Origin of the sequence: Sphingomonas yunnanensis, assembly GCF_019898765.1 — a bacterium.
GTDB lineage: Bacteria > Pseudomonadota > Alphaproteobacteria > Sphingomonadales > Sphingomonadaceae > Sphingomonas > Sphingomonas yunnanensis.
The window spans coordinates 15,917-33,942 of the sequence record NZ_JAIOKB010000013.1 but is presented as its reverse complement, the minus strand read 5'-3'; the positions used below and the strand labels follow the sequence as shown (position 1 = coordinate 33,942).

16 protein-coding genes and 1 tRNA gene are annotated in these 18,026 nt (G+C 71.2%); 12 read left to right on the top strand and 5 right to left on the bottom strand.

Translation table 11 applies throughout. From position 1 onward, the window contains the following. Positions 1-269 precede the first annotated feature (269 nt). Genes K7957_RS20095 through phbB form a run of 3 tightly spaced genes read left to right on the top strand, consistent with a single transcriptional unit; the run spans position 270 to position 4,259 of the window. The gene (locus K7957_RS20095) at positions 270-2,486 is read left to right on the top strand and encodes a molybdopterin cofactor-binding domain-containing protein (protein WP_223014681.1); all 2,217 of its coding nucleotides are present in this window, start codon (positions 270-272) and stop codon (positions 2,484-2,486) included. Continuing rightward, complete coding sequence (gene hemH, locus K7957_RS20090) at positions 2,487-3,506, top strand: ferrochelatase (protein ID WP_223014679.1); 1,020 nt, start codon at positions 2,487-2,489, stop codon at positions 3,504-3,506. It abuts the gene before it with no gap. Positions 3,507-3,536: 30 nt separating this feature from the next. Then, a complete protein-coding gene (phbB, locus tag K7957_RS20085) occupies positions 3,537-4,259 on the top strand; it encodes an acetoacetyl-CoA reductase (RefSeq protein ID WP_223014678.1) in 723 nt (240 codons plus the stop codon). A 150-nt stretch (positions 4,260-4,409) separates the two neighbouring features. Here the strand turns inward: phbB and K7957_RS20080 are convergent, their stop codons facing one another. Further along, positions 4,410-5,300: a LysR substrate-binding domain-containing protein gene (locus tag K7957_RS20080; RefSeq protein ID WP_223014677.1), complete on the bottom strand. Its 891-nt coding sequence runs from the start codon at positions 5,298-5,300 to the stop codon at positions 4,410-4,412. Positions 5,301-5,488: 188 nt separating this feature from the next. Between K7957_RS20080 and K7957_RS20075 the strand changes: the two genes are divergently transcribed. From K7957_RS20075 to K7957_RS20060, 4 genes are all read left to right on the top strand, one after another. Continuing rightward, complete coding sequence (locus K7957_RS20075; RefSeq protein WP_223014676.1) at positions 5,489-8,692, top strand: efflux RND transporter permease subunit; 3,204 nt, start codon at positions 5,489-5,491, stop codon at positions 8,690-8,692. Then, positions 8,685-9,863, top strand: coding sequence for an efflux RND transporter periplasmic adaptor subunit (locus K7957_RS20070; RefSeq protein ID WP_223014675.1), 1,179 nt, complete (start codon positions 8,685-8,687; stop codon positions 9,861-9,863). Before K7957_RS20075 ends, K7957_RS20070 begins: the two co-directional genes overlap by 8 nt. Before the next feature lie 317 nt (positions 9,864-10,180). Beyond that, complete coding sequence (locus K7957_RS20065; protein WP_246617332.1) at positions 10,181-11,548, top strand: efflux transporter outer membrane subunit; 1,368 nt, start codon at positions 10,181-10,183, stop codon at positions 11,546-11,548. A 127-nt stretch (positions 11,549-11,675) separates the two neighbouring features. Further along, the gene (locus K7957_RS20060; protein WP_246617329.1) at positions 11,676-13,766 is read left to right on the top strand and encodes a phosphocholine-specific phospholipase C; all 2,091 of its coding nucleotides are present in this window, start codon (positions 11,676-11,678) and stop codon (positions 13,764-13,766) included. Between the two features lie 34 nt (positions 13,767-13,800). Here the strand turns inward: K7957_RS20060 and K7957_RS20055 are convergent. Next, positions 13,801-13,890, bottom strand: a tRNA-Ser gene (locus tag K7957_RS20055). 126 nt (positions 13,891-14,016) lie between these two features. Here K7957_RS20055 and hspQ point away from each other — a divergent pair. The 5 genes from hspQ to K7957_RS20030 all read left to right on the top strand — a co-directional run bounded on the left by hspQ (position 14,017) and on the right by K7957_RS20030 (position 16,533). Beyond that, positions 14,017-14,394 (top strand): heat shock protein HspQ, encoded by a 378-nt coding sequence (gene hspQ, locus K7957_RS20050; RefSeq protein ID WP_223014674.1) that lies wholly within the window; start codon positions 14,017-14,019, stop codon positions 14,392-14,394. Between the two features lie 122 nt (positions 14,395-14,516). Next, on the top strand, positions 14,517-14,813 hold the full coding sequence (gene rplU, locus K7957_RS20045) for a 50S ribosomal protein L21 (protein WP_132910024.1): 297 nt from the start codon (positions 14,517-14,519) through the stop codon (positions 14,811-14,813). Positions 14,814-14,839: 26 nt separating this feature from the next. Next, positions 14,840-15,109 carry a 50S ribosomal protein L27 gene (gene rpmA / locus K7957_RS20040; RefSeq protein ID WP_132910023.1) on the top strand — a complete coding sequence of 90 codons (270 nt, stop codon included), beginning with the start codon at positions 14,840-14,842 and terminating at the stop codon, positions 15,107-15,109. A 172-nt stretch (positions 15,110-15,281) separates the two neighbouring features. After that, positions 15,282-15,824: a GNAT family N-acetyltransferase gene (locus K7957_RS20035; RefSeq protein ID WP_223014673.1), complete on the top strand. Its 543-nt coding sequence runs from the start codon at positions 15,282-15,284 to the stop codon at positions 15,822-15,824. A 73-nt stretch (positions 15,825-15,897) separates the two neighbouring features. Continuing rightward, positions 15,898-16,533: a TetR/AcrR family transcriptional regulator gene (locus K7957_RS20030; RefSeq protein ID WP_223014671.1), complete on the top strand. Its 636-nt coding sequence runs from the start codon at positions 15,898-15,900 to the stop codon at positions 16,531-16,533. Between the two features lie 384 nt (positions 16,534-16,917). Here the strand turns inward: K7957_RS20030 and K7957_RS20025 are convergent, their stop codons facing one another. The 3 genes from K7957_RS20025 to K7957_RS20015 all read right to left on the bottom strand — a co-directional run bounded on the left by K7957_RS20025 (position 16,918) and on the right by K7957_RS20015 (position 17,839). Further along, positions 16,918-17,124 (bottom strand): hypothetical protein, encoded by a 207-nt coding sequence (locus K7957_RS20025; RefSeq protein WP_223014670.1) that lies wholly within the window; start codon positions 17,122-17,124, stop codon positions 16,918-16,920. Between the two features lie 68 nt (positions 17,125-17,192). Beyond that, positions 17,193-17,678 (bottom strand): GAF domain-containing protein, encoded by a 486-nt coding sequence (locus K7957_RS20020; protein WP_223014668.1) that lies wholly within the window; start codon positions 17,676-17,678, stop codon positions 17,193-17,195. After that, positions 17,678-17,839, bottom strand: coding sequence for a hypothetical protein (locus tag K7957_RS20015; RefSeq protein ID WP_219750770.1), 162 nt, complete (start codon positions 17,837-17,839; stop codon positions 17,678-17,680). Before K7957_RS20015 ends, K7957_RS20020 begins: the two co-directional genes overlap by 1 nt. Positions 17,840-18,026 lie beyond the last annotated feature (187 nt).

The window sequence follows — 18,026 nt, the reverse complement described above, 5'->3', positions numbered from 1 at the left end:
CGAACAAACCTTCTCGCGCGAGGACGCGAAGGCGCGAAGCATGGACGCGCGGCACGATCACCGCGTGAGCGACACCTTCGCGTCCTCGCGTCTGCGCGTGAGATGAACTCGCGCGGAGGCGCGGAGGCGCGGAGAAGGTACGCGTGGGGGAAGCGGCCCGCCCGCCGACGACGCCGTGAGAGCGCCTGCGGCGCGTCCACCGCTCAGCCGATCACGCTGAGCGAGCTTTCGCGCTTCCCCGCTACGCCGTGCCCCGCTACCGCCGCCGCATGGCCGCGCTGACCCGACGCAAGCTGCTGATCTCCGGGGGCGCCGGCGTAGGACTCGTGGTCGCTTGGGCGGTGTGGCCGCGGCATTACGGCGCGGCGTTGCCGACCGCACCGGGCGAGGCGGCGTTCGGCGCCTTCCTCAAGATCGCGCGCGACGGACAGGTGATCGTCGCGGTCCCGCAGTGCGAGCACGGTCAGGGCACCTACACCGTGCTGGCGCAGATCGTCGCCGACGAGCTCGGCGCCGACTGGCGCACCGTCGGCGTCGAGGCCGCGCCGCTCGCCCCTCCTTACGCCAACCCGCTCGGCGCGGCCGCGCTCTTCGCGGACGCCGCGGCGCACGTGCCGGAAGGAGTGCGCGACGAGCTCTGGACGCGCGACTCGCTGCTGATCACCGCGGGATCGAGCTCGGTGCGCCGCTTCGAGCAGCCGCTGCGCGAGGCGGGAGCGGCCGCGCGCGTGCTGCTGTGCCAGGCCGCGGCCAAGCGCTGGGACGCCGACTGGCAGGAGTGCGACACGCGCGCCGGCTTCGTCGCGCTCGGCGACCGTCGCCTCCGCTTCGCCGAGCTGGCCGAGGCGGCCGCGGGTGGGCAAGTCCCCGACGAGCTGCCGCTGCGGCTCGGCGACGAGGGGCGACTGAGCGGCGAGTCACTGCCGCGGCTCGACTCGCCCAGCAAGGTCGACGGCTCGGCCAATTTCGTCGCCGATGTGCGCCTGCCCGACATGGTGTTCGCCAGCGTCCGCCAGGGACCGCAGCCCGGCGCGCGGCTGCTCTCCTGTGACAAGGCCGCGGCCGAGCGCGTGCGCGGCCTGCTGTCGGTGGTGACGACCGATCACTGGGTCGCTGCGGTAGCGAACAATTGGTGGGTGGCCAACCGGGGGGTCACGGCGTTGGCCCCCCGGTTCGCACGCAGCGGCACGACGGTCGACGACGCGGCGATCGAGCGCGCGCTCGACGCCGCGCTCGATCGCCCCGGCGAGCCGGTCGCCCGCGTCGGCGACGCCGCCGCGGCGCTGCGCGGCGCGGGGGTGGTCGCGGCCGAGTATAGCGTCCGCCCCGCGCTCCACGCCGCGCTGGAGACTCCCGCCGCGACGGCGCACTGGCGTGACGGGCGGCTGGAGCTGTGGCTCGCCACCCAGGCGCCGACGCTCGCGCGCGCCGCCGCGGCCGCGGCGGTCCAGCTGTCCGAGCGCGACGTGATCGTCCACCAGATGCAGGTCGGCGGCTCGTTCGGCGCGGCGCTGGAACATGACGTCGCGGCGCAGGCGGCGGTGCTCGCGCGCGCGCTGCGGCGGCCGGTGCAGCTCTGCTGGTCGCGCGGCGAGGCACTGCTGCAAGACCGGGTCCGCGCGCCCGCCAAGGCGCGGATGCGCGCGCGGCTGGGGCCGCGCGGCACGATCCTGGCGTGGCACGCCGCCATCGCCGCGCCGTCGACCGGGCACGCGCTGGGCGAGCGGCTGCTCGCGGGCGACCCGCTGCGCCGCGTCGCCGCGGCGCTGCCCGCGGGTGCTGACCGCTATGCCACGTCGGGCGCGGTGCCGCCCTATCGTCTGCCGACGCTCGCGGTCGACCATCACCCGGTCGCGCTCGACCTGCCGACCGGCCACCTGCGCGGCGGCGCCGACGGCTACACCGCCTTCTTCACCGAATGCTTCATCGACGAGCTGGCGCGCGCCGCGGGGAGCGAGCCGATGTCGTATCGCGTCGGTCTGCTCGGCGGCGACGCGCGGCTGGCGCGCTGCCTCACCACCGCGGCCGAGCTCGGCGGCTGGTCGGGCGGGGTGCCGGGCAGTGGGCAGGGTATCGCCTGCCACCGCCTGGCCGGCAGCGCGATCGCGGTGCTCGCTGAAACCGAGCCGGGGGAGGGCGGTGCGCCGCGTGTCACCCGGCTCGTCGCGGCCGTCGACTGCGGGCGCGCGATCAACCCCGACGTGGTACGCCAGCAGATCGAGGGCGGGCTGGTGTTCGGCGTCGCCGCCGCGACCGGCATCGCGGCTGGGTACAAGGACGACCTCGCCACCGTCCGCCATCTCGGCGCGCTCGACCTGCCGACGCTCGCCACCGCGCCCGAGATCAGCGTGGAACTGATCGCCAGCGGCGCGGATTGCGGTGGGGTCAGCGATCTCGGCGTGCCCGCTGTCGCCCCCGCCATCGCCAACGCGCTGTTCGCTGCCGCCGGTACGCGCCGGCGCGCGCTGCCGCTCAGGAGTTCGTAGATGCTGCCCGCCGACCATCCGACGATCCCGGCGCCGCGCGTAGGCGTGCTGCTGATCAACCTCGGCACGCCCGACTCCGCCGACACGCGCGCGGTGCGACGCTACCTCGCCGAGTTCCTGTCGGACCGCCGCGTGGTGGAGCTGCCGCGGATCGCGTGGCAGCCCATCCTCCGCGGCATCGTGCTGACGACGCGGCCGAAGAAATCGGCCCATGCCTATCAGCAGGTGTGGAGCGAGGCGGGCTCGCCGCTCGCCGCCGTGACTCGCGCGCAGGCCGAGGCGCTCAAGGACGGGTTCGGCGACGGCGTGCTGGTCGACTGGGCGATGCGCTACGGCAACCCGGCGATCGCCGACCGGCTGGCGGCGATGAAGGCGGCCGGGTGCGAGCGCATCCTGCTCGCGCCGCTCTACCCGCAATATTGCGCCGCGACGACCGCCACCGCCAACGACAAGGCCTTCGCCGCGCTGGCGCAGTGGCGCTGGCAGCCGGCGATCCGCACCCTGCCGCCCTACCACGACGATCCCGCCTATATCGCGGCGCTGGCCGCGCGCGTCGGCGAGGGGCTGGACGCGCTCGACTTCGCGCCCGACGCGCTGATCGCCAGCTTCCACGGCATGCCGCAGCGCACGCTGGAGCGCGGGGATCCCTATCACTGCCACTGCCAGAAGACCGCGCGATTGCTCGGCGCGGCGCTGCGCGAGCGGCTCGCCGGCCGGCCGCTGACGGTGGCGTTCCAGTCGCGCTTCGGCAGTGCCAAGTGGCTCGGCCCCGCCACCGACACCACGCTGGAGGCGATGCCGGCGCAGGGGATCCGCAAGGTCGCGGTCGTGGCGCCGGGCTTCTCCGCCGACTGCCTGGAGACGCTGGAGGAGCTGGCGATCCGCGGGCGCGAGAGCTTCCTCGGGGCGGGGGGCACGCATTTCGCCTACCTGCCCTGCCTCAACGACTCACCGCAGGGCGTCGACATGCTGCGCACCATCCTGTCGCGCGAGCTTGAAGGCTGGGTGGCGCGCGGCTAGCCTCTCACCAAGGTTAAGGGAGAGGCAGGCATGGCAAGGGTCGCGATCGTCACCGGTGGTACGCGGGGCATCGGGGAGGCGATCAGCGTCGCGCTACGCGACCTCGGCATGACCGTGGCCGCCAATTACGCCGGCAACGACGAGCGCGCGCGCGATTTCACCGCGCGCACCGGCATCGCCGCGTACAAGTGGGACGTCGCCGACCATGACGCCTGTCAGGACGGCTGCGCCACGGTCGCGGCCGAGCTCGGCCCCGTCGATGTACTCGTCAACAACGCCGGGATCACGCGCGACGGCACGATCCTGAAGATGACCTACCAGATGTGGAAGGAGGTCATGGACACCAACCTGGGCGGTTGTTTCAACATGGCCAAGGCGGTGTTCCCCGGCATGCGCGAGCGGAAATGGGGACGGATCGTCAACATCGGCTCGATCAACGGCCAGGCCGGGCAGTACGGCCAGGTGAACTACGCCGCGGCGAAGAGCGGCATCCACGGCTTCACCAAGGCGCTGTCGCAGGAGGGCGCGCGCGCCGGCGTCACCGTCAACGCGATCGCGCCGGGCTATATCGACACCGACATGGTCGCCGCGGTGCCCGGCGAGGTGTTGGAGAAGATCGTCGCCAAGATCCCGGTCGGGCGGCTCGGCCAGGCCCAGGAGATCGCGCGCGGCGTCGCCTTCCTGTGCTCGGAGGAGGCCGGGTTCGTCACGGGCTCGACGCTGAGCATCAACGGCGGCCAGCATATGTATTGAGACCGGATCTAACGCGCTCGAGGCGAGGCGTGCTCCTGCCCCCGCAGGAGCCCAGGGCAAGAAGCGGCAACGCCCGCGGCTCTGGGCTCCTGTTTACGCAGGAGTACGGGTCGGCTTGGACGAATCACGGCATGGATCCCGGAGCAGCGCTCAGCCCGCGACCTCGGTCACGATCGCCACGAAATTGGCGGCGGCGGGCGGGCTCGCGGCGGCGTGGACGAGCCACATCGCGCTGACCGCACTGTCGTCCGCCAATGACGTATAGACCAGCCCCGCCGACTGGAGCGCGCACAGCGACTCCGCCACCACGGTGATCCCGACCCCGGCCGCGACCAGCCCGAGCAGCGTCGACACTTCGCGCACGGTCTGGGCAATGCGCGGTTCGGCGCCGGAAGCGCGCATCAGCGCGAACAACTCCTCGGTGAAGCCGCCGCTACGATCGCTGGCATAGACCACGAGCGGGTGCGCCGCGGCGTCAGCCAGTCGCAGCCCGGCGCGGCCGGCGAGCGGGTGGTCGGGTCGCGTCGCCACCACCAGGCGCTCGCGCAGGATCCGGGTCGCGGTCAACTCGGGTGGTAGCGCGGGCGCGGCCGCGCTGCGGAGGAAGCCGACGTCGAGCGCGTCGGCCAGGATCGCGGTCACCTGCGCCGGGCCGGCGACCTCGGATAACGCGAGCTGCACGTCGGGGTAGCGCAGCCGATAAGCGTGGATCGCGGCGGCGACCTGCGGGATGAAGGGCGCCGAGGCGTTGAAGCCGACGCGCAGCTCGCCCAGCTCGCCGCTGGCGGCGCGCCGCGCTACCGTCGCGGCCTTATCCGCCTCGGCGAGCGTGCGCCGCGCTGCGTCGAGGAACATGCCTCCGGCATAGGTGAGGGTGACGCGGCGGCTGGTGCGATCGAGCAGCCGCACGCCCAGCTCGTCCTCGAGCTGGCGGATCTGTTGGCTGAGCGGCGGCTGAGAGATGCCGAGGCGCGCCGCCGCCCGCGCGAAATGCAGGTCCTCGGCGACCTGGACGAAGTAGCGCAGATGCCGGAATTCCATGATCGATAGGCTGTACGTATCGATCGGCGCGGAAACAATATTAGACAAAGCATTAACCTGCGCTCATCCGCTGCACCGCGGCATGTCATTGCGCCGCCGTCCTTTCCTGGTCGTCCGACGCCGCACGCGCTAGGTTGGCGCGCGACGCCGCTCACCGGGGTGGGCGTCACCTACGGGAAGCTGTGCCCATGATCGGCATCGTACGCATCGCCCTGGCGCGACCGCTGACGTTCATCGTCATGGCGATCCTCATCGCCGTCGTCGGCGTGCTCGCGGCGATCCGCACCCCGGTCGACATCTTCCCCGACATCAGGGTGCCGGTGATCGCCACCGCGTGGCAATATGCCGGCCTGTCGCCCGACGAGATGTCGGGGCGGATCATCACCCCGTTCGAGCGCGTGCTGACCACCACCGTCAACGATATCGACCATATCGAGAGCCAGTCGCTGCCCGGCATCGGCGTGGTGAAGATCTATTTCCAGCCAGGCGCGGACATCCGCACCGCCACCGCGCAGGTCACCTCGGTGTCGCAGACCGTGCTCAAGCAGCTGCCGCCGGGCATCACCCCGCCGCTGGTGCTCAACTACAGCGCCTCGACGGTGCCGATCGTCCAGCTCGCGCTGTCGGGCAAGGGCCTGTCCGAGGGGCAGATGTTCGATCTCGCCAGCAACCAGGTGCGCCCCGGGCTGGTGACCGTTCCGGGCGCGGCGATCCCCTATCCCTCGGGCGGGCGCCAGCGCCAGATCCAGATCGACCTCGACCCCGACGCGCTCCAGTCCAAGGGGCTGTCGGCGCAGGACGTCGGCAACGCGATCGCGGCGCAGAACCAGATCAACCCGGCGGGCTTCGCCAAGATCGGCGGCTTCCAGTACAGCGTCCGCCTCAACAACGCGCCGGAATCGATCGAGGAGCTCAACAGCATCCCGGTCAAGGTCGTCGGCGGCGCGACGATCTACATGCGCGACGTCGCTCACGTCCGCGACGGCTCGGCGCCGCAGACCAACGTCGTCCACGTCGACGGCGCGCGCTCGGTGATCATGACCGTGCTCAAGAACGGCGCCACCTCGACGCTGGCGATCGTGCAGGGGATCAAGGACGCGCTGCCCAAGATCCAGGAGACGCTGCCGAGCACGCTCAAGATCGTGCCGATCGGCGACCAGTCGCTGTTCGTGCGCGCCGCGGTGGAGGGCGTGGTCAAGGAGGGAGCGATCGCGGCGGCGCTGACCAGCCTGATGATCCTGCTGTTCCTGGGCTCGTGGCGCTCGACCGTGATCATCGCGATCTCGATCCCGTTGGCGATCCTGTCCGCGATCATCGGCCTGGCGGTGACCGGCAACACGCTCAACACGATGACGCTGGGCGGCCTGAGCCTCGCGGTCGGTATCTTGGTCGACGACGCGACGGTGACGATCGAGAACATCAACTGGCACCTCGAGCAGGGCAAGCCGGTCCACCGCGCCATCCTCGACGGCGCGGCGCAGATCGTGACGCCGGCGTTCGTCTCGCTGCTGTGTATCTGCATCGTGTTCGTGCCGATGTTCTTCCTGCCGGGGGTGGCGGGGTTCCTGTTCGTGCCGCTGGCGCTGGCGGTGGTGTTCGCGATGATCGCCTCGTTCATCCTGTCCCGCACGCTCGTCCCGACGATGGCGATGTACCTGCTCAAGCCGCACGGCGCGGGCGACGACCACGACCAGCACAGCGCCGGCGCGCCCGCCTCGCGCAACCCGCTGGTGCGATTCCAGCGCGGCTTCGAGGCGCGGTTCGAGCGGATCCGTACAAGTTACGGCGGAATGCTCGAGCGGGTGCTCGCCGCGCCCAAGGGGTTCGTGATCGGCTTTCTCGCGGTGGTGCTGCTGTCGTTCGGGCTGGTGCCGTTCCTCGGGCAGAACTTCTTCCCCACGGTCGACGCCGGGCAGATCGCGATGCACGTGCGCGCCCCCGTCGGCAGCCGGATCGAGGAGACGTCGGCCGAGTTCGACCGCATCCAGCGCCGCATCCGCCAGATCATTCCCGCCGACGAATTGGTCTCGGTGGTCGACAACATCGGCCTGCCGGTCAGCTCGATCAACACGACCTACAACAATTCGGGGACGGTCGGCCCGCAGGACGGCGACGTGCTGATCCAGCTGTCGCACGATCACGCGCCGACCGACGGCTACGTCCGCCGCCTGCGCGAGCAGCTGCCGCGCGACTTCCCCGGCGCCACCTTCTCCTTCCTGCCCGCGGACATCACCAGCCAGATCCTCAACTTCGGCGCGCCCGCCCCGATCGACGTGCAGGTCTCCGGCAAGGACGCCGCCGCGAACGCCGCCTATGCGCAGAGGCTCCTGCGCCGCATCGCCAAGATCCCCGGCCTGGCCGACGCCCGCATCCAGCAGTCGGCGCGGTACCCGCAGCTCAACGTCGCGGTCGATCGCAGCCGCATGGGGCAGTACGGCCTGACCGAGCGCGACGTGACGACCAGCCTGGCGAGCTCGCTGGCTGGCACCGCGCAGACCGCGCCGGTGTTCTTCCTCAACCCCGACAACGGCGTGTCCTACCCGGTGGTGGCGCAGGCGCCCGAGTATCGCGTCGGCTCGATGAGCGACCTGTCGAGCATCCCGGTGACCGGTACCAGCGGGCGCTCGCAGGTGCTGGGCGGGCTCGGCACGATCGTCCGCGGCAACGCGCCCGCGGTGGTGTCGCACTATAACATCGCGCCGGTGGTCGACATCTTCGCCACCCCGGCGGGACGCGACCTGGGCGCGGTGGCCGGCGACATCCGGCAGGTGCTCGACGAGCTCAAGGCGGAGGCGCCCAAGGGGGCGACCGTCACGCTGCGCGGCCAATATGCCACGATGAACAGCGCCTTCTCCGGCCTGGGCTATGGGCTGCTCGGCGCGATCGTGCTGATCTACCTGCTGATCGTGGTCAATTTCCAGAGCTGGCTCGATCCCTTCGTGATCATCACCGCGCTGCCCGGTGCGCTGGCGGGGATCATCTGGATGTTGTTCACTACCGGCACGACGCTGTCGGTGCCCGCGCTCACCGGCGCGATCATGTGCATGGGCGTGGCCACCGCGAACGCGATCCTGGTGGTGAGCTTCGCGCGCGAGCGGCTCGCCGATCTCGGCGACGCCACTGCGGCCGCGCTGGAGGCGGGAATGACTCGCTTCCGCCCGGTGCTGATGACCGCGCTGGCGATGATCATCGGCATGCTGCCGATGGCACTGGGGCTGGGCGAGGGCGGCGAGCAGAACGCGCCGCTCGGCCGCGCGGTGATCGGCGGGCTGCTGGTCGCCACCTTCGCCACGCTGATGTTCGTCCCCGTCATCTTCAGCCTCGTCCACCGCCGCCGCGCCGCGGCCGCGCCGCCGCGCGAAACCCACCATCTGGAGCAAGCCCATGTCTGAGGCGTCGTTCGAGACGTCCCCCGCCGCGCCGTCTGCGGCGCCGTCGCGCTCGCTGCGCACCGCCGGGATCGCCGCGGCGGTGATCGCGGTCGGCGTCGTCGGCGCGGGGATCGCGGCGCGCTCGCGCACCGACAACAGGCTCGCTGATACCGTAGCGGCGCAGTCGACCCCGACCGTCGCGGTGATCCAGGCCAAGCCGGCGGCGGCGACGGGCGCGCTGACGCTGCCCGCCAACCTCCAGGCGATCAACAGCGCGCCGATCTTCGCGCGCACCAGCGGCTACGTGCGCAAATGGTACGTCGACATCGGCGACCCCGTCCGCGCCGGCCAGACGCTGGCGGTGCTCGACGCGCCCGAGATCGACCAGCAGCTCGTCGCGGCGCGCGCCGACCTGGAAACCGCGCGCGCCAACCAGCAGCTCGCCGCCTCGACCGCGACGCGCTGGCGCAACATGCTCGCCAAGGACGCGGTGTCGAAGCAGGAGACCGACGAGAAGGTCGGCGACCTCGCCGCCAAGACCGCGGTGACCAACGCGGCGCGCGCCAACGTCTCGCGGCTGACCTACACGCAGGGCTTCACCCGGCTGATCGCGCCGTTCGCCGGCACCGTCACCAGCCGCTCGACCGACATCGGCGCGCTGGTGACCGCGGGGACGGCGGCGTCGACGCCCTTGTTCACCGTCTCCGACGTGCGGCGCATGCGGGCCTATATCCGCGTGCCGCAGAACTTCTCGGCGCAGATCCACCCGGGCATGCACGTGACGCTGACGCTGCCGGAATATCCCGGCCGCACGTTCGACGCGACGCTGACCCGCACCGCCGGCGCGGTGGAGCAATCGTCCGGCACCGTGCTGGTGCAGGTCGAGGCGCCCAATCCGGACCGCGCGCTCAAGCCCGGCGCCTATGCGCAGGCGAGCTTCCCGGTGGCGGGGGCGAGCGGCGCGGTGGCGCTGCCCGCGAGCGCGCTGATCGTGGGCGAGAGCGGCACCCAGGTCGCGCTGGTCGGCGCCGACGGCAAGGCGCACCTGCGCACGATCCGGATCGGGCAGGACCATGGCAACACCGTCGAGGTGAGTTCGGGCGTGACGCCGCGCGATCGCGTGATCGACAATCCGCCCGACTCGCTCGCCGACGGCGACGCGGTGCAGGTGCAGAAGGCGGGCGCGCGGTGAGGGGACCGGCGTCGCGTTCGTGGCCTTGGGCTCCTGCGTTCGCAGGAGCACGGGGAACGACGGTAGGGGATGACCGTGTTCCTGCGCACGCAGGAAGCCAGCACGATGAGGCGAGGCGCCCGTCGTCGTACGACTTGGGCGCACCGTCACCCTACGCCGCCCCGTCACCCCGGACTTGTTCCGGGGCCGACGTCGCCGCTCGTCCAACGATCGTGGAGCGCGCTGGCAGGTGGATCCCGGAACAAGTCCGGGAGTACGAGAAGAGGACCGACGTTCGGTCCTTCCCCGTCACCGCCCGGGTCGCCACGCTCGCCGCGCTGCTCGCCACCGCGGCCTGCTCGGTCGCGCCCGATTACGTCCGGCCCGCCACGCCAGCGCCTGCGGCGTACAAGGAGGCGGAGGGCTGGCAGGCGGCCGGCACCGACGTCGCCCTCGCGGGCAAGTGGTGGGAGGCCTTCGCCGACCCGGTGCTTACCGGGCTGGAGGAGCGAGTTGTCGCGGGCAACCAGGACCTCGCCGCCGCCGTGGCGCGCTACGACCAGGCACGCGCGGTCGCGCGCCAGGCGCGCGCCGGCCTCTTCCCCGAGGTCGGTGTCTCCGCCGACGTCAGCCGCGACCGCGTCTCCACCGGTCGACCGCTCGCGCCCGGCAGCGCCGCGCCCTACACGGTCGGGACGGTCGGCGCCTCCCTCGCCTATGAGCTCGACCTGTTCGGTCGCGTGCGCGAATCGGTGCGCGCCAGCCGCGCCGACGCCGCCGCGAGCGAGGCCGACGTCGCCGCGGTGACGCTCGGACTCCAGGCGCAGCTCGCCAGCATCTATTTCGACATGCGCGGGCTCGACGCGCGCATCGTGCTGCTGCGCCAGACGGTGGAAGCGAACGCGCGCGCCTATCAGCTCACCGACACGCGCCACAGCGGCGGCATCGCCTCGGGGATCGACGTCAGCCGCGCGCAGAACCTGCTCTCCAGCGCGCGCGCCGAGCTCTCCGCGGTCGGCGTGGCGCGGCAGCGCGACGAGCATGCCATCGCGGTGCTGCTCGGCGAGGCGCCGGCCGGTTTCACGCTCGCGGTCGAGGACCGGCAGCTCGCGCCGCCCGCGATCCCCGCCGGCCTGCCCTCGACCCTGCTCGAGCGTCGGCCCGACATCGCCGCGGCGGAGCGGCGCGTCGCCGCCGCCAACGCGCGGATCGGCGTGGCGCGCTCGGCCTTGTTCCCCAGCGTCACGCTCGGTGCGGCGGGCGGGTTCGAGGCGGCGCGCGGCTCGCTGCTGAGCGCCTCCAACGGCTTCTGGGCGCTCGGCCCGCTCTCCGCGGCGCTGGCGATCTTCGACGGCGGGCGCCGCCGCGCCGGCGTGCAGCGCGCGCGCGGCGAGTATGACGAGGCGGCGGCGTCCTACCGCCAGACGGTGCTCACCGCCTTCCGCGAGGTGGAGGACGCGCTCGCGAGCCAACGCCTGCTCGCCGCGCAGGAGCGCGACCAGCGCACCGCGGCCGAGGCGGCGGAGCAGACGCGCGAGCTGGCGCTGATCCGCTACCGCGACGGCGCGGCGGACTATCTCGAGGTGGTCACCGCGCAGACCGCCGCGCTCGACGCCGAGCGCGCACTGCTGACGGTGCGCAGCCAGCAGCTCCAGACCGCGACCGACCTGATCCGCGCGCTCGGCGGTGGCGTCGCGGCGGGCTGAGCCGCTGTCATCGTCCTGCCGCATGGGGCGTATAACGGCGGCGAGTAAGCCCCTCCCCTGAAGGGGAAGGGGGAGATGTGCGCTTCGCCCCTCTCGAGTGGGACGAGGCGGCAGAGAGGAGCACGCCATGCCGCCGATGCAGGACCGCCGCAGCTTCATCCGCGGCATGATGGCCTCGGCCGGCGCCGCCGCGGCACTGACGCCGTCGATCGCACGCGCGCTCGAACTGCCCGGGCGCCATCGCACCGGCACGCTGCGCGACGTTGACCATGTCGTGATCCTCACCCAGGAAAACCGCGCGTTCGACCATTATTTCGGCACGATGCGCGGCGTGCGCGGGTTCGGCGATCGGTTCGCGGCGCCGGCACCGCCGCTGCCGGGCGCGCCGCACCGCACCGTGCTGCTCCAGCCGAACGAGCATCCCGGCGCGTCGCCCGCACTGCTCGCGCCGTTCCGGCTCGACACCGCGACCGACTTCCGCCTTTACCGCCCGCTCGGCACCCCGCACGGCTTCACCGACAGCCAGGCGGCCTGGGACAACGGGCGGATGGGTGCCTGGCCGGCGGCCAAGCACAACCACGCGATGGCGCATTTCACCCGCGCGGACCTGCCGTTCCAATATGCGCTCGCCGAGGCTTTCACGCTGTGCGACGCCTATCACTGCGCGATGCACCTCAGCACCAACCCCAACCGGCTGTACATCTGGTCGGGCACGCACGATCCGCTGGCGCGCGCGGGCGGCCCGGCGATCGACAACGGCTATGACAGCCTCGACGCCGATCCGTTCCAACATGGCGGCTATCGCTGGAGCACCTATCCCGAGCGGCTGATGGCGGCGGGAGTGAGCTTCCAGATCTATCAGGACATGGCGGACAATTTCACCGACAATCCGCTCGTCGGCTTCCACGCCTATCGTCGGGCACAGTCCGCCGCGAACGAGGCCTCGGCGCTGCTCGCGCGCCGGACCATCACGACCCGCACGCTCGATGACCTACGCCAGGACGTGCTCGATGGTCGCCTCCCCGCGGTGTCGTGGATCATCGCGCCCGAGGCGGCGTCGGAGCATCCGAGCGTCTCCACCCCGTTGCAGGGTGGAGACTATAGCGCGCGCGTGCTCGACGCGCTCACCGCCAACCCGGACGTGTGGGCGCGCACCGCGCTGCTGATCAACTTCGACGAGAATGACGGTCTGTTCGACCATGTCCCCCCGCCGGCGCCGCCCGCGCGGCTCGACGGCCGTTCCGTCGGCGCCAGCGACGTGCCCGCCGACGACGAATATCACGTGCATTGCCGCACGCCCGAGGACGCCGCCTATCGCGACCGCCCCTACGGCCTGGGCATGCGCGTGCCGCTCTACGTCGTCTCGCCGTGGAGCCGCGGCGGCTATGTCGCCTCCGAGGTGTTCGATCACACCAGCGTGCTGCGCTTCCTGGAGGCGCGTTTCGGCGTGCGCGAGCCCAACATCAGCGCGTGGCGCCGCGCAGTCTGCGGCGACCTGACCTCCTGCTTCGACTTCGCCGCGCCCGACACGGTCGCCTTCATGGCGGGCCTGCCCGCCACCGCGGCCGCCTCGACGCGCGCGGCCGGGCTGAAGGGGATCGCGCCGCCGCTGCCCACCGCGGCGGAAGCGCCCGAGCAGGAGCGCGGCATGCGCCGGCGCCGCGCCACGCCTTATGTACTCGACGCCGAGCTGCGCGGCGGGGACTCGCCAGCGATGCTGTTGGTCAACCGCTCCCACGAGCGCGCGGCGGTGTTCCACGTCTACGACATGGCGCGACTGGAGGAGGTGCCCGCGCGCTACACCGTGGCAGTCGGCGGTGCGCTGCCGCACCCGCTGCCGGCCGGTGCGGCCGACCTGTTCGTGCTCGGTCCCGACGGCTTCCATCGCCGGCTGGTCGGCCGCGGCGACCTGTTCAGTGCCGCGCTCTTCCACGCGCGGACCCCGATGCTATCGATCGGGAACCGCACCGACGCGGCGCTGTCGGTGACGATGACCGACCGCGCTTATGGTGCCGCGCCCGTCACGCTCGCGCTGCGCCCGCGCGAGACCAGAAGAATCGCGCTCGATCTCGCCGCGAGCCACGGCTGGTATGACCGACAGCTCGTCGCCGGCGCGCAGGCGTGGCGGATGGCCGGGCATGGCGGGGCGGGTGGCGACTCGTTCTCGGACCCGGCGATGGGAGGAGCGGGGCCGCTGATGCAGGAGCCGCTGGTCTGACCCCGACGCGTCGACCGAACGGCGCGTAGAGAAGTGGCGGAGAGGGTGGGATTCGAACCCACGGTACCCGTGAGGGCACAACGGTTTTCGAGACCGTCCCAATCGACCACTCTGGCACCTCTCCGCGGAGGACACCGGGGCCTGCGAGAGGCACGCCGGCGGCGATCGAGCGGCGCCCCTAGCCCGGCCGCGGGGCGGACGCAAGCGTGTCTGTTGTTGTGCCCGCCGATTTCCGCACTAGATTGTAGCGATGACCAGCGAACACACGATCATCGCTCAGACCGAGGCGCCGGTGGCGCCCCCGATCGCGCACGCGCGCTTCTCGATCGGCGACGTAGTGCGCCACCGCATGCTCGATTTCCGCGGCGTGATCTTCGACGTCGACCCGGTCTTCGCCAACAGCGAGGAATGGTACAACTCGATCCCCGAGGATTTCCGCCCGAGCAAGGACCAGCCCTTCTACCACCTGCTCGCCGAGAACATGGAGTCGAGCTACGTCGCGTATGTTAGTCAGCAGAATCTGGTGCATGATGACAGCGACGAGCCGATCGACCATCCCGCGATCGCCGGCCTGTTCGATCGGCTGGACGGCGGTCGCTATGGGCTGAAGCGCCAGCATCGCCACTGAGCCGCGCCGTCGTCGATCGGTCACGGAATCGGTTGACAGGCCGGAAGGCTTCGCATAGCTCGCACGCTTCTCTCGCAGGGTACGCCTTCGCGAGCTATGAAATTTGGGAAGTGACAAGAGCCATGTTCGCAGTCGTGCGCACGGGCGGCAAGCAGTATCGCGTCGCCGCCGGAGACAAGATCGTCGTCGAGAAGATCGAGGGCGAGGCCGGCGCGTCGGTGACGCTGGGTGACGTGTTGCTCGCGGGCGAGGGCGCGGATCTCAAGTCGGTCGACGGCCTCACCGTCGCGGCGGAGATCGTCGCCCAGGCCAAGGGCGAGAAGGTGATCGTCTTCAAGAAGCGTCGCCGCCACAATTATCGTCGTCGCAACGGCCATCGCCAGAACCACACGATCCTCAAGATCGTGTCGGTCGGCTGATCCCGTAGCGCGCAGGAGCAAGAGCAATGGCACATAAGAAAGCAGGCGGTTCGTCGCGCAACGGTCGTGATTCGGCCGGCCGTCGTCTCGGCGTGAAGAAGTTCGGCGGTCAGGAAGCGATCGCGGGCAACATCCTCGTGCGCCAGCGCGGCACCAAGTTCTACCCGGGCCGCAACGTCGGCATCGGCAAGGACCACACCCTCTTCGCGCTCGTCGACGGTCGCGTGGTGTTCCACGAGGGCAAGCTCGGCCGCAAATTCTGCTCGGTCGATATTATGGCGGCAGCGGCCGAGTAACATCGGGTAACCAACCGGGTTGCCCACCAGGGCGACCCGGGGTTCCGCAGCACGGAACCCAGCCAACAAGGGAGACGGGTCGCCCCGGCTCCCTTTTTTCATGCTCCCTGGCCCCAGCGTGTCGCGCCACCGTCATCCGGTTGTGGCAGCGGCCCGAGCAAGGAGACGGAGCATGTTCGCGTTGACGCCGAGACTCACCCTCAGGCCGGGCTGGCTCGAGGATGCCCCCGCGCTGGCGCGCGCGATCGCGCACGAGGCGGTGGTGTCGCGGCTGGCGCGCGTGCCCTGGCCCTATGCCGAGGAGGACGCGGCCGCCTTCCTGTCGCTTCAGCCGTACCCGCGCGAGCCGCGCTTCCTGATCGTCGAGCGCTCCGGCGACTATCGGCTGGTCGGCGGCGTCGGGCTGCATCGCGGCGAGCGCGGCGGAGTCGAGTTGGGCTATTGGCTCACGCCCGGGGCGTGGGGGCGGGGCTATGCCACCGAGGCGGGGCGCGCGGTGCTCGACATCGCGCGCCACGCGCTCGCGCTGACGCGGGTCGACTCGCACCACCACGCCGACAATCCGGCGTCCGGACGCGTGCTGCGCAAGCTCGGCTTCGTCGAGAGCGGGCAATCGCGGCGTTACGCGCTGGCGCGTGACGCCGAGGTGGAGTGCGTCGACTATACGCTGGACCTCGCCGCTGACCCGCCGCGAGCGATGCCGATCGCGGCCTGATCGCCGGTTGCTTTCGCCGCGGAAGCGGGCACAAGGGCAGCAACATCCCGCAACCCCGACAGGTCACGATCCGATGCCGCGGGCGACCGCTGCCCTTCCCCGCCGGCGGCTGACGCCCGAGGCGTCGCGCGACGCGGCGCTGGAGGCCGCGCGCGCGCTGTTGCTGGAGGACGGGCCGCAGGCGGTCACGCTCAAGGCCGTCGCGACGCGCGTGGGGCGGACCCACGCCAATCTACTCCACCATTTCGGCTCCGCCGACGGGCTGCAGCAGGCGCTGATCGAGCGGATGACGGCAGCGATCGTAGCGACGATCCGCGACGCGGTGCGCCGCTCACGCGCCGAGCGCGACCCCGCGGAACTGGTCGACGTCGTGTTCGACGCCTTCGGCGCGGGCGGAGCGGGCGCGCTGGCGAGCTGGATGATCCTCACCGGCAACCGCGACGCGCTCGACCCGGTGCTTACCGCGATTCACGACCTGGTCGAGGAGCTGGCGCGCGACGAGGAGCGTCCCGACGCGCCGATCCGCGACGAGACGCTCCAGCTCGTGCTGGCGGCGCTCGGAGACGCGCTGCTCGGCGCGGCGATGGCGCGGGCGCTGGAGCTGCCGCGCGGCCGCGCGCGCGAACTGGCGGGTCAGATGCTGCTACGCGACCACGGCTCGCGAGCGGAGGAGGAGGTCGCACGCACCACCTATCCGCCCAGCATCTGACCAGTGCGCAGATGCTGCGAGGATAAGTGAGCTCTTCCACGGGCGTGAGCGAGCGAGGCGACGCAACCTCGATCAGTCAGATTCCGAATGAACGCGTCGGCTGAGCATTTCTCGGGTTGGAACAGGTACTTAGCGAACTCGGCGCGATGGCCAAGGATGACCCGGCCTAACTGCCCCGGCTGCGCGAGTTCCGCGCGATGATGGAGGAGCATATGCGCGAGGAGGAGGAAGAGCTGTTCCCGTCGCTGCGCGCGCAGCTGAGCGCCGAGCAGAACCGATCGGTGACGGCGACGATGAACCGCGACGGGCTGATCCTGGCGTGAGGTGAGAAGCCTGTTACCATCGCCGCCGCCGACCTCTTCGGGGACGGCGGCGATCGCGTGTCTACTCGCCGACGACGCCGCGCCCGGCGACCTTCTCATAGCCCGACAGCTCGTCGCCCACTGCCACCTTGGCGGCGAGGTCGTCGGCGCGGGCGCGGTCCTTGGCGGCGCGCCTGGGATCGTCCTTGTCCGCATCTGGGTCGGCGGCGCCGACGTTGGGGCTATCCGGCACGTACAGGACCGGCCGTTCCTCGCGTTCGTCTGACATGATCGTCTCCTTCCCCTCATCAACGCCTAGCACGTTGGCGGGTGCCAGAAGGTTCGGACCGGCCGCGCCTAGCGCGCCATGATCCGCTCGGCGTGGCGCGCGAGGTGAGTCAGGTCATAGACGTCGAACAGGCCGAGCCGCGGCGACGTGTCGGCGACGCATAGCGCCCCCAGCGCGAAACCCGCGTGATCGACCAGCGGCACACCGGCGTAGAAGCGGATGTGCGGGTGGCCGAGCACCGACGGGTTGGCGAGGAAGCGGCGATCGTCGCGCGCATCGGCGATGATCATCGGCTCGCCCGGGCGCAGGATGGTATGGCCGCAGAAAGACTCGGTGCGCGGGCCTTCGTCTCCCTCGATCCCGACGCGAGCGGCAAGCCATTGGCGCGACCGGTCCACCACCGAGATCGCGGCGATCGGCGCGCGCGCGAGCCGCGCCGCTTCCTCGACGATACGCTGGAGCTCGGCGTTCCGCGGCCGCGTGACGATGCCGCACGCGTCCACGGCCCGCTGGCGCGACGCCTCGTTCGGCGGCAGCGGGGCGCCGACCGTCATCAGATCACCACGTCGGCGCTGGGGCGGGGCGGGAAGCGCAGCTTGGCCTCCACCTCGCGCATGTAGCGCTCCACTTCCTGCGCGGCACGTATGTCGGTCAGCGAGCCGGCTACGCGCGCTGCCACTTCCAGCTCGTTCTTGAGCTTACGCGGATCATCCACGGCAGCTCTCCTATCGCTGTGATTGTGGCAGATGATCTGTCATAAAAGTCCTAACAGAATGTTAAGGACGCGGTTAATGCCGTCGTAACCAATAGCTAAGCGGGTAGGGCAGAAAGAAATTACCGGCGGAGACGCGGTCGGTCACGCTGGCGCCAGTTGACGTCGGCGCCGCGGCGGGGAAGGTAGG

What these genes read in the sequence shown, in the direction of transcription:
- rplU (WP_132910024.1), top strand. Translation starts at nt 14,517, where the DNA reads ATGTTCGCAGTCGTGCGCACGGGCGGCAAGCAGTATCGCGTCGCCGCC.
- K7957_RS20080 (WP_223014677.1), bottom strand. Translation starts at nt 5,300, where the DNA reads ATGGAATTCCGGCATCTGCGCTACTTCGTCCAGGTCGCCGAGGACCTG.
- K7957_RS20035 (WP_223014673.1), top strand. Translation starts at nt 15,282, where the DNA reads ATGTTCGCGTTGACGCCGAGACTCACCCTCAGGCCGGGCTGGCTCGAG.
- K7957_RS20025 (WP_223014670.1), bottom strand. Translation starts at nt 17,124, where the DNA reads ATGTCAGACGAACGCGAGGAACGGCCGGTCCTGTACGTGCCGGATAGC.
- K7957_RS20020 (WP_223014668.1), bottom strand. Translation starts at nt 17,678, where the DNA reads ATGACGGTCGGCGCCCCGCTGCCGCCGAACGAGGCGTCGCGCCAGCGG.
- K7957_RS20075 (WP_223014676.1), top strand. Translation starts at nt 5,489, where the DNA reads ATGATCGGCATCGTACGCATCGCCCTGGCGCGACCGCTGACGTTCATC.
- rpmA (WP_132910023.1), top strand. Translation starts at nt 14,840, where the DNA reads ATGGCACATAAGAAAGCAGGCGGTTCGTCGCGCAACGGTCGTGATTCG.
- K7957_RS20070 (WP_223014675.1), top strand. Translation starts at nt 8,685, where the DNA reads ATGTCTGAGGCGTCGTTCGAGACGTCCCCCGCCGCGCCGTCTGCGGCG.
- hspQ (WP_223014674.1), top strand. Translation starts at nt 14,017, where the DNA reads ATGACCAGCGAACACACGATCATCGCTCAGACCGAGGCGCCGGTGGCG.
- phbB (WP_223014678.1), top strand. Translation starts at nt 3,537, where the DNA reads ATGGCAAGGGTCGCGATCGTCACCGGTGGTACGCGGGGCATCGGGGAG.
- K7957_RS20030 (WP_223014671.1), top strand. Translation starts at nt 15,898, where the DNA reads ATGCCGCGGGCGACCGCTGCCCTTCCCCGCCGGCGGCTGACGCCCGAG.
- hemH (WP_223014679.1), top strand. Translation starts at nt 2,487, where the DNA reads ATGCTGCCCGCCGACCATCCGACGATCCCGGCGCCGCGCGTAGGCGTG.
- K7957_RS20060 (WP_246617329.1), top strand. Translation starts at nt 11,676, where the DNA reads ATGCCGCCGATGCAGGACCGCCGCAGCTTCATCCGCGGCATGATGGCC.
- K7957_RS20095 (WP_223014681.1), top strand. Translation starts at nt 270, where the DNA reads ATGGCCGCGCTGACCCGACGCAAGCTGCTGATCTCCGGGGGCGCCGGC.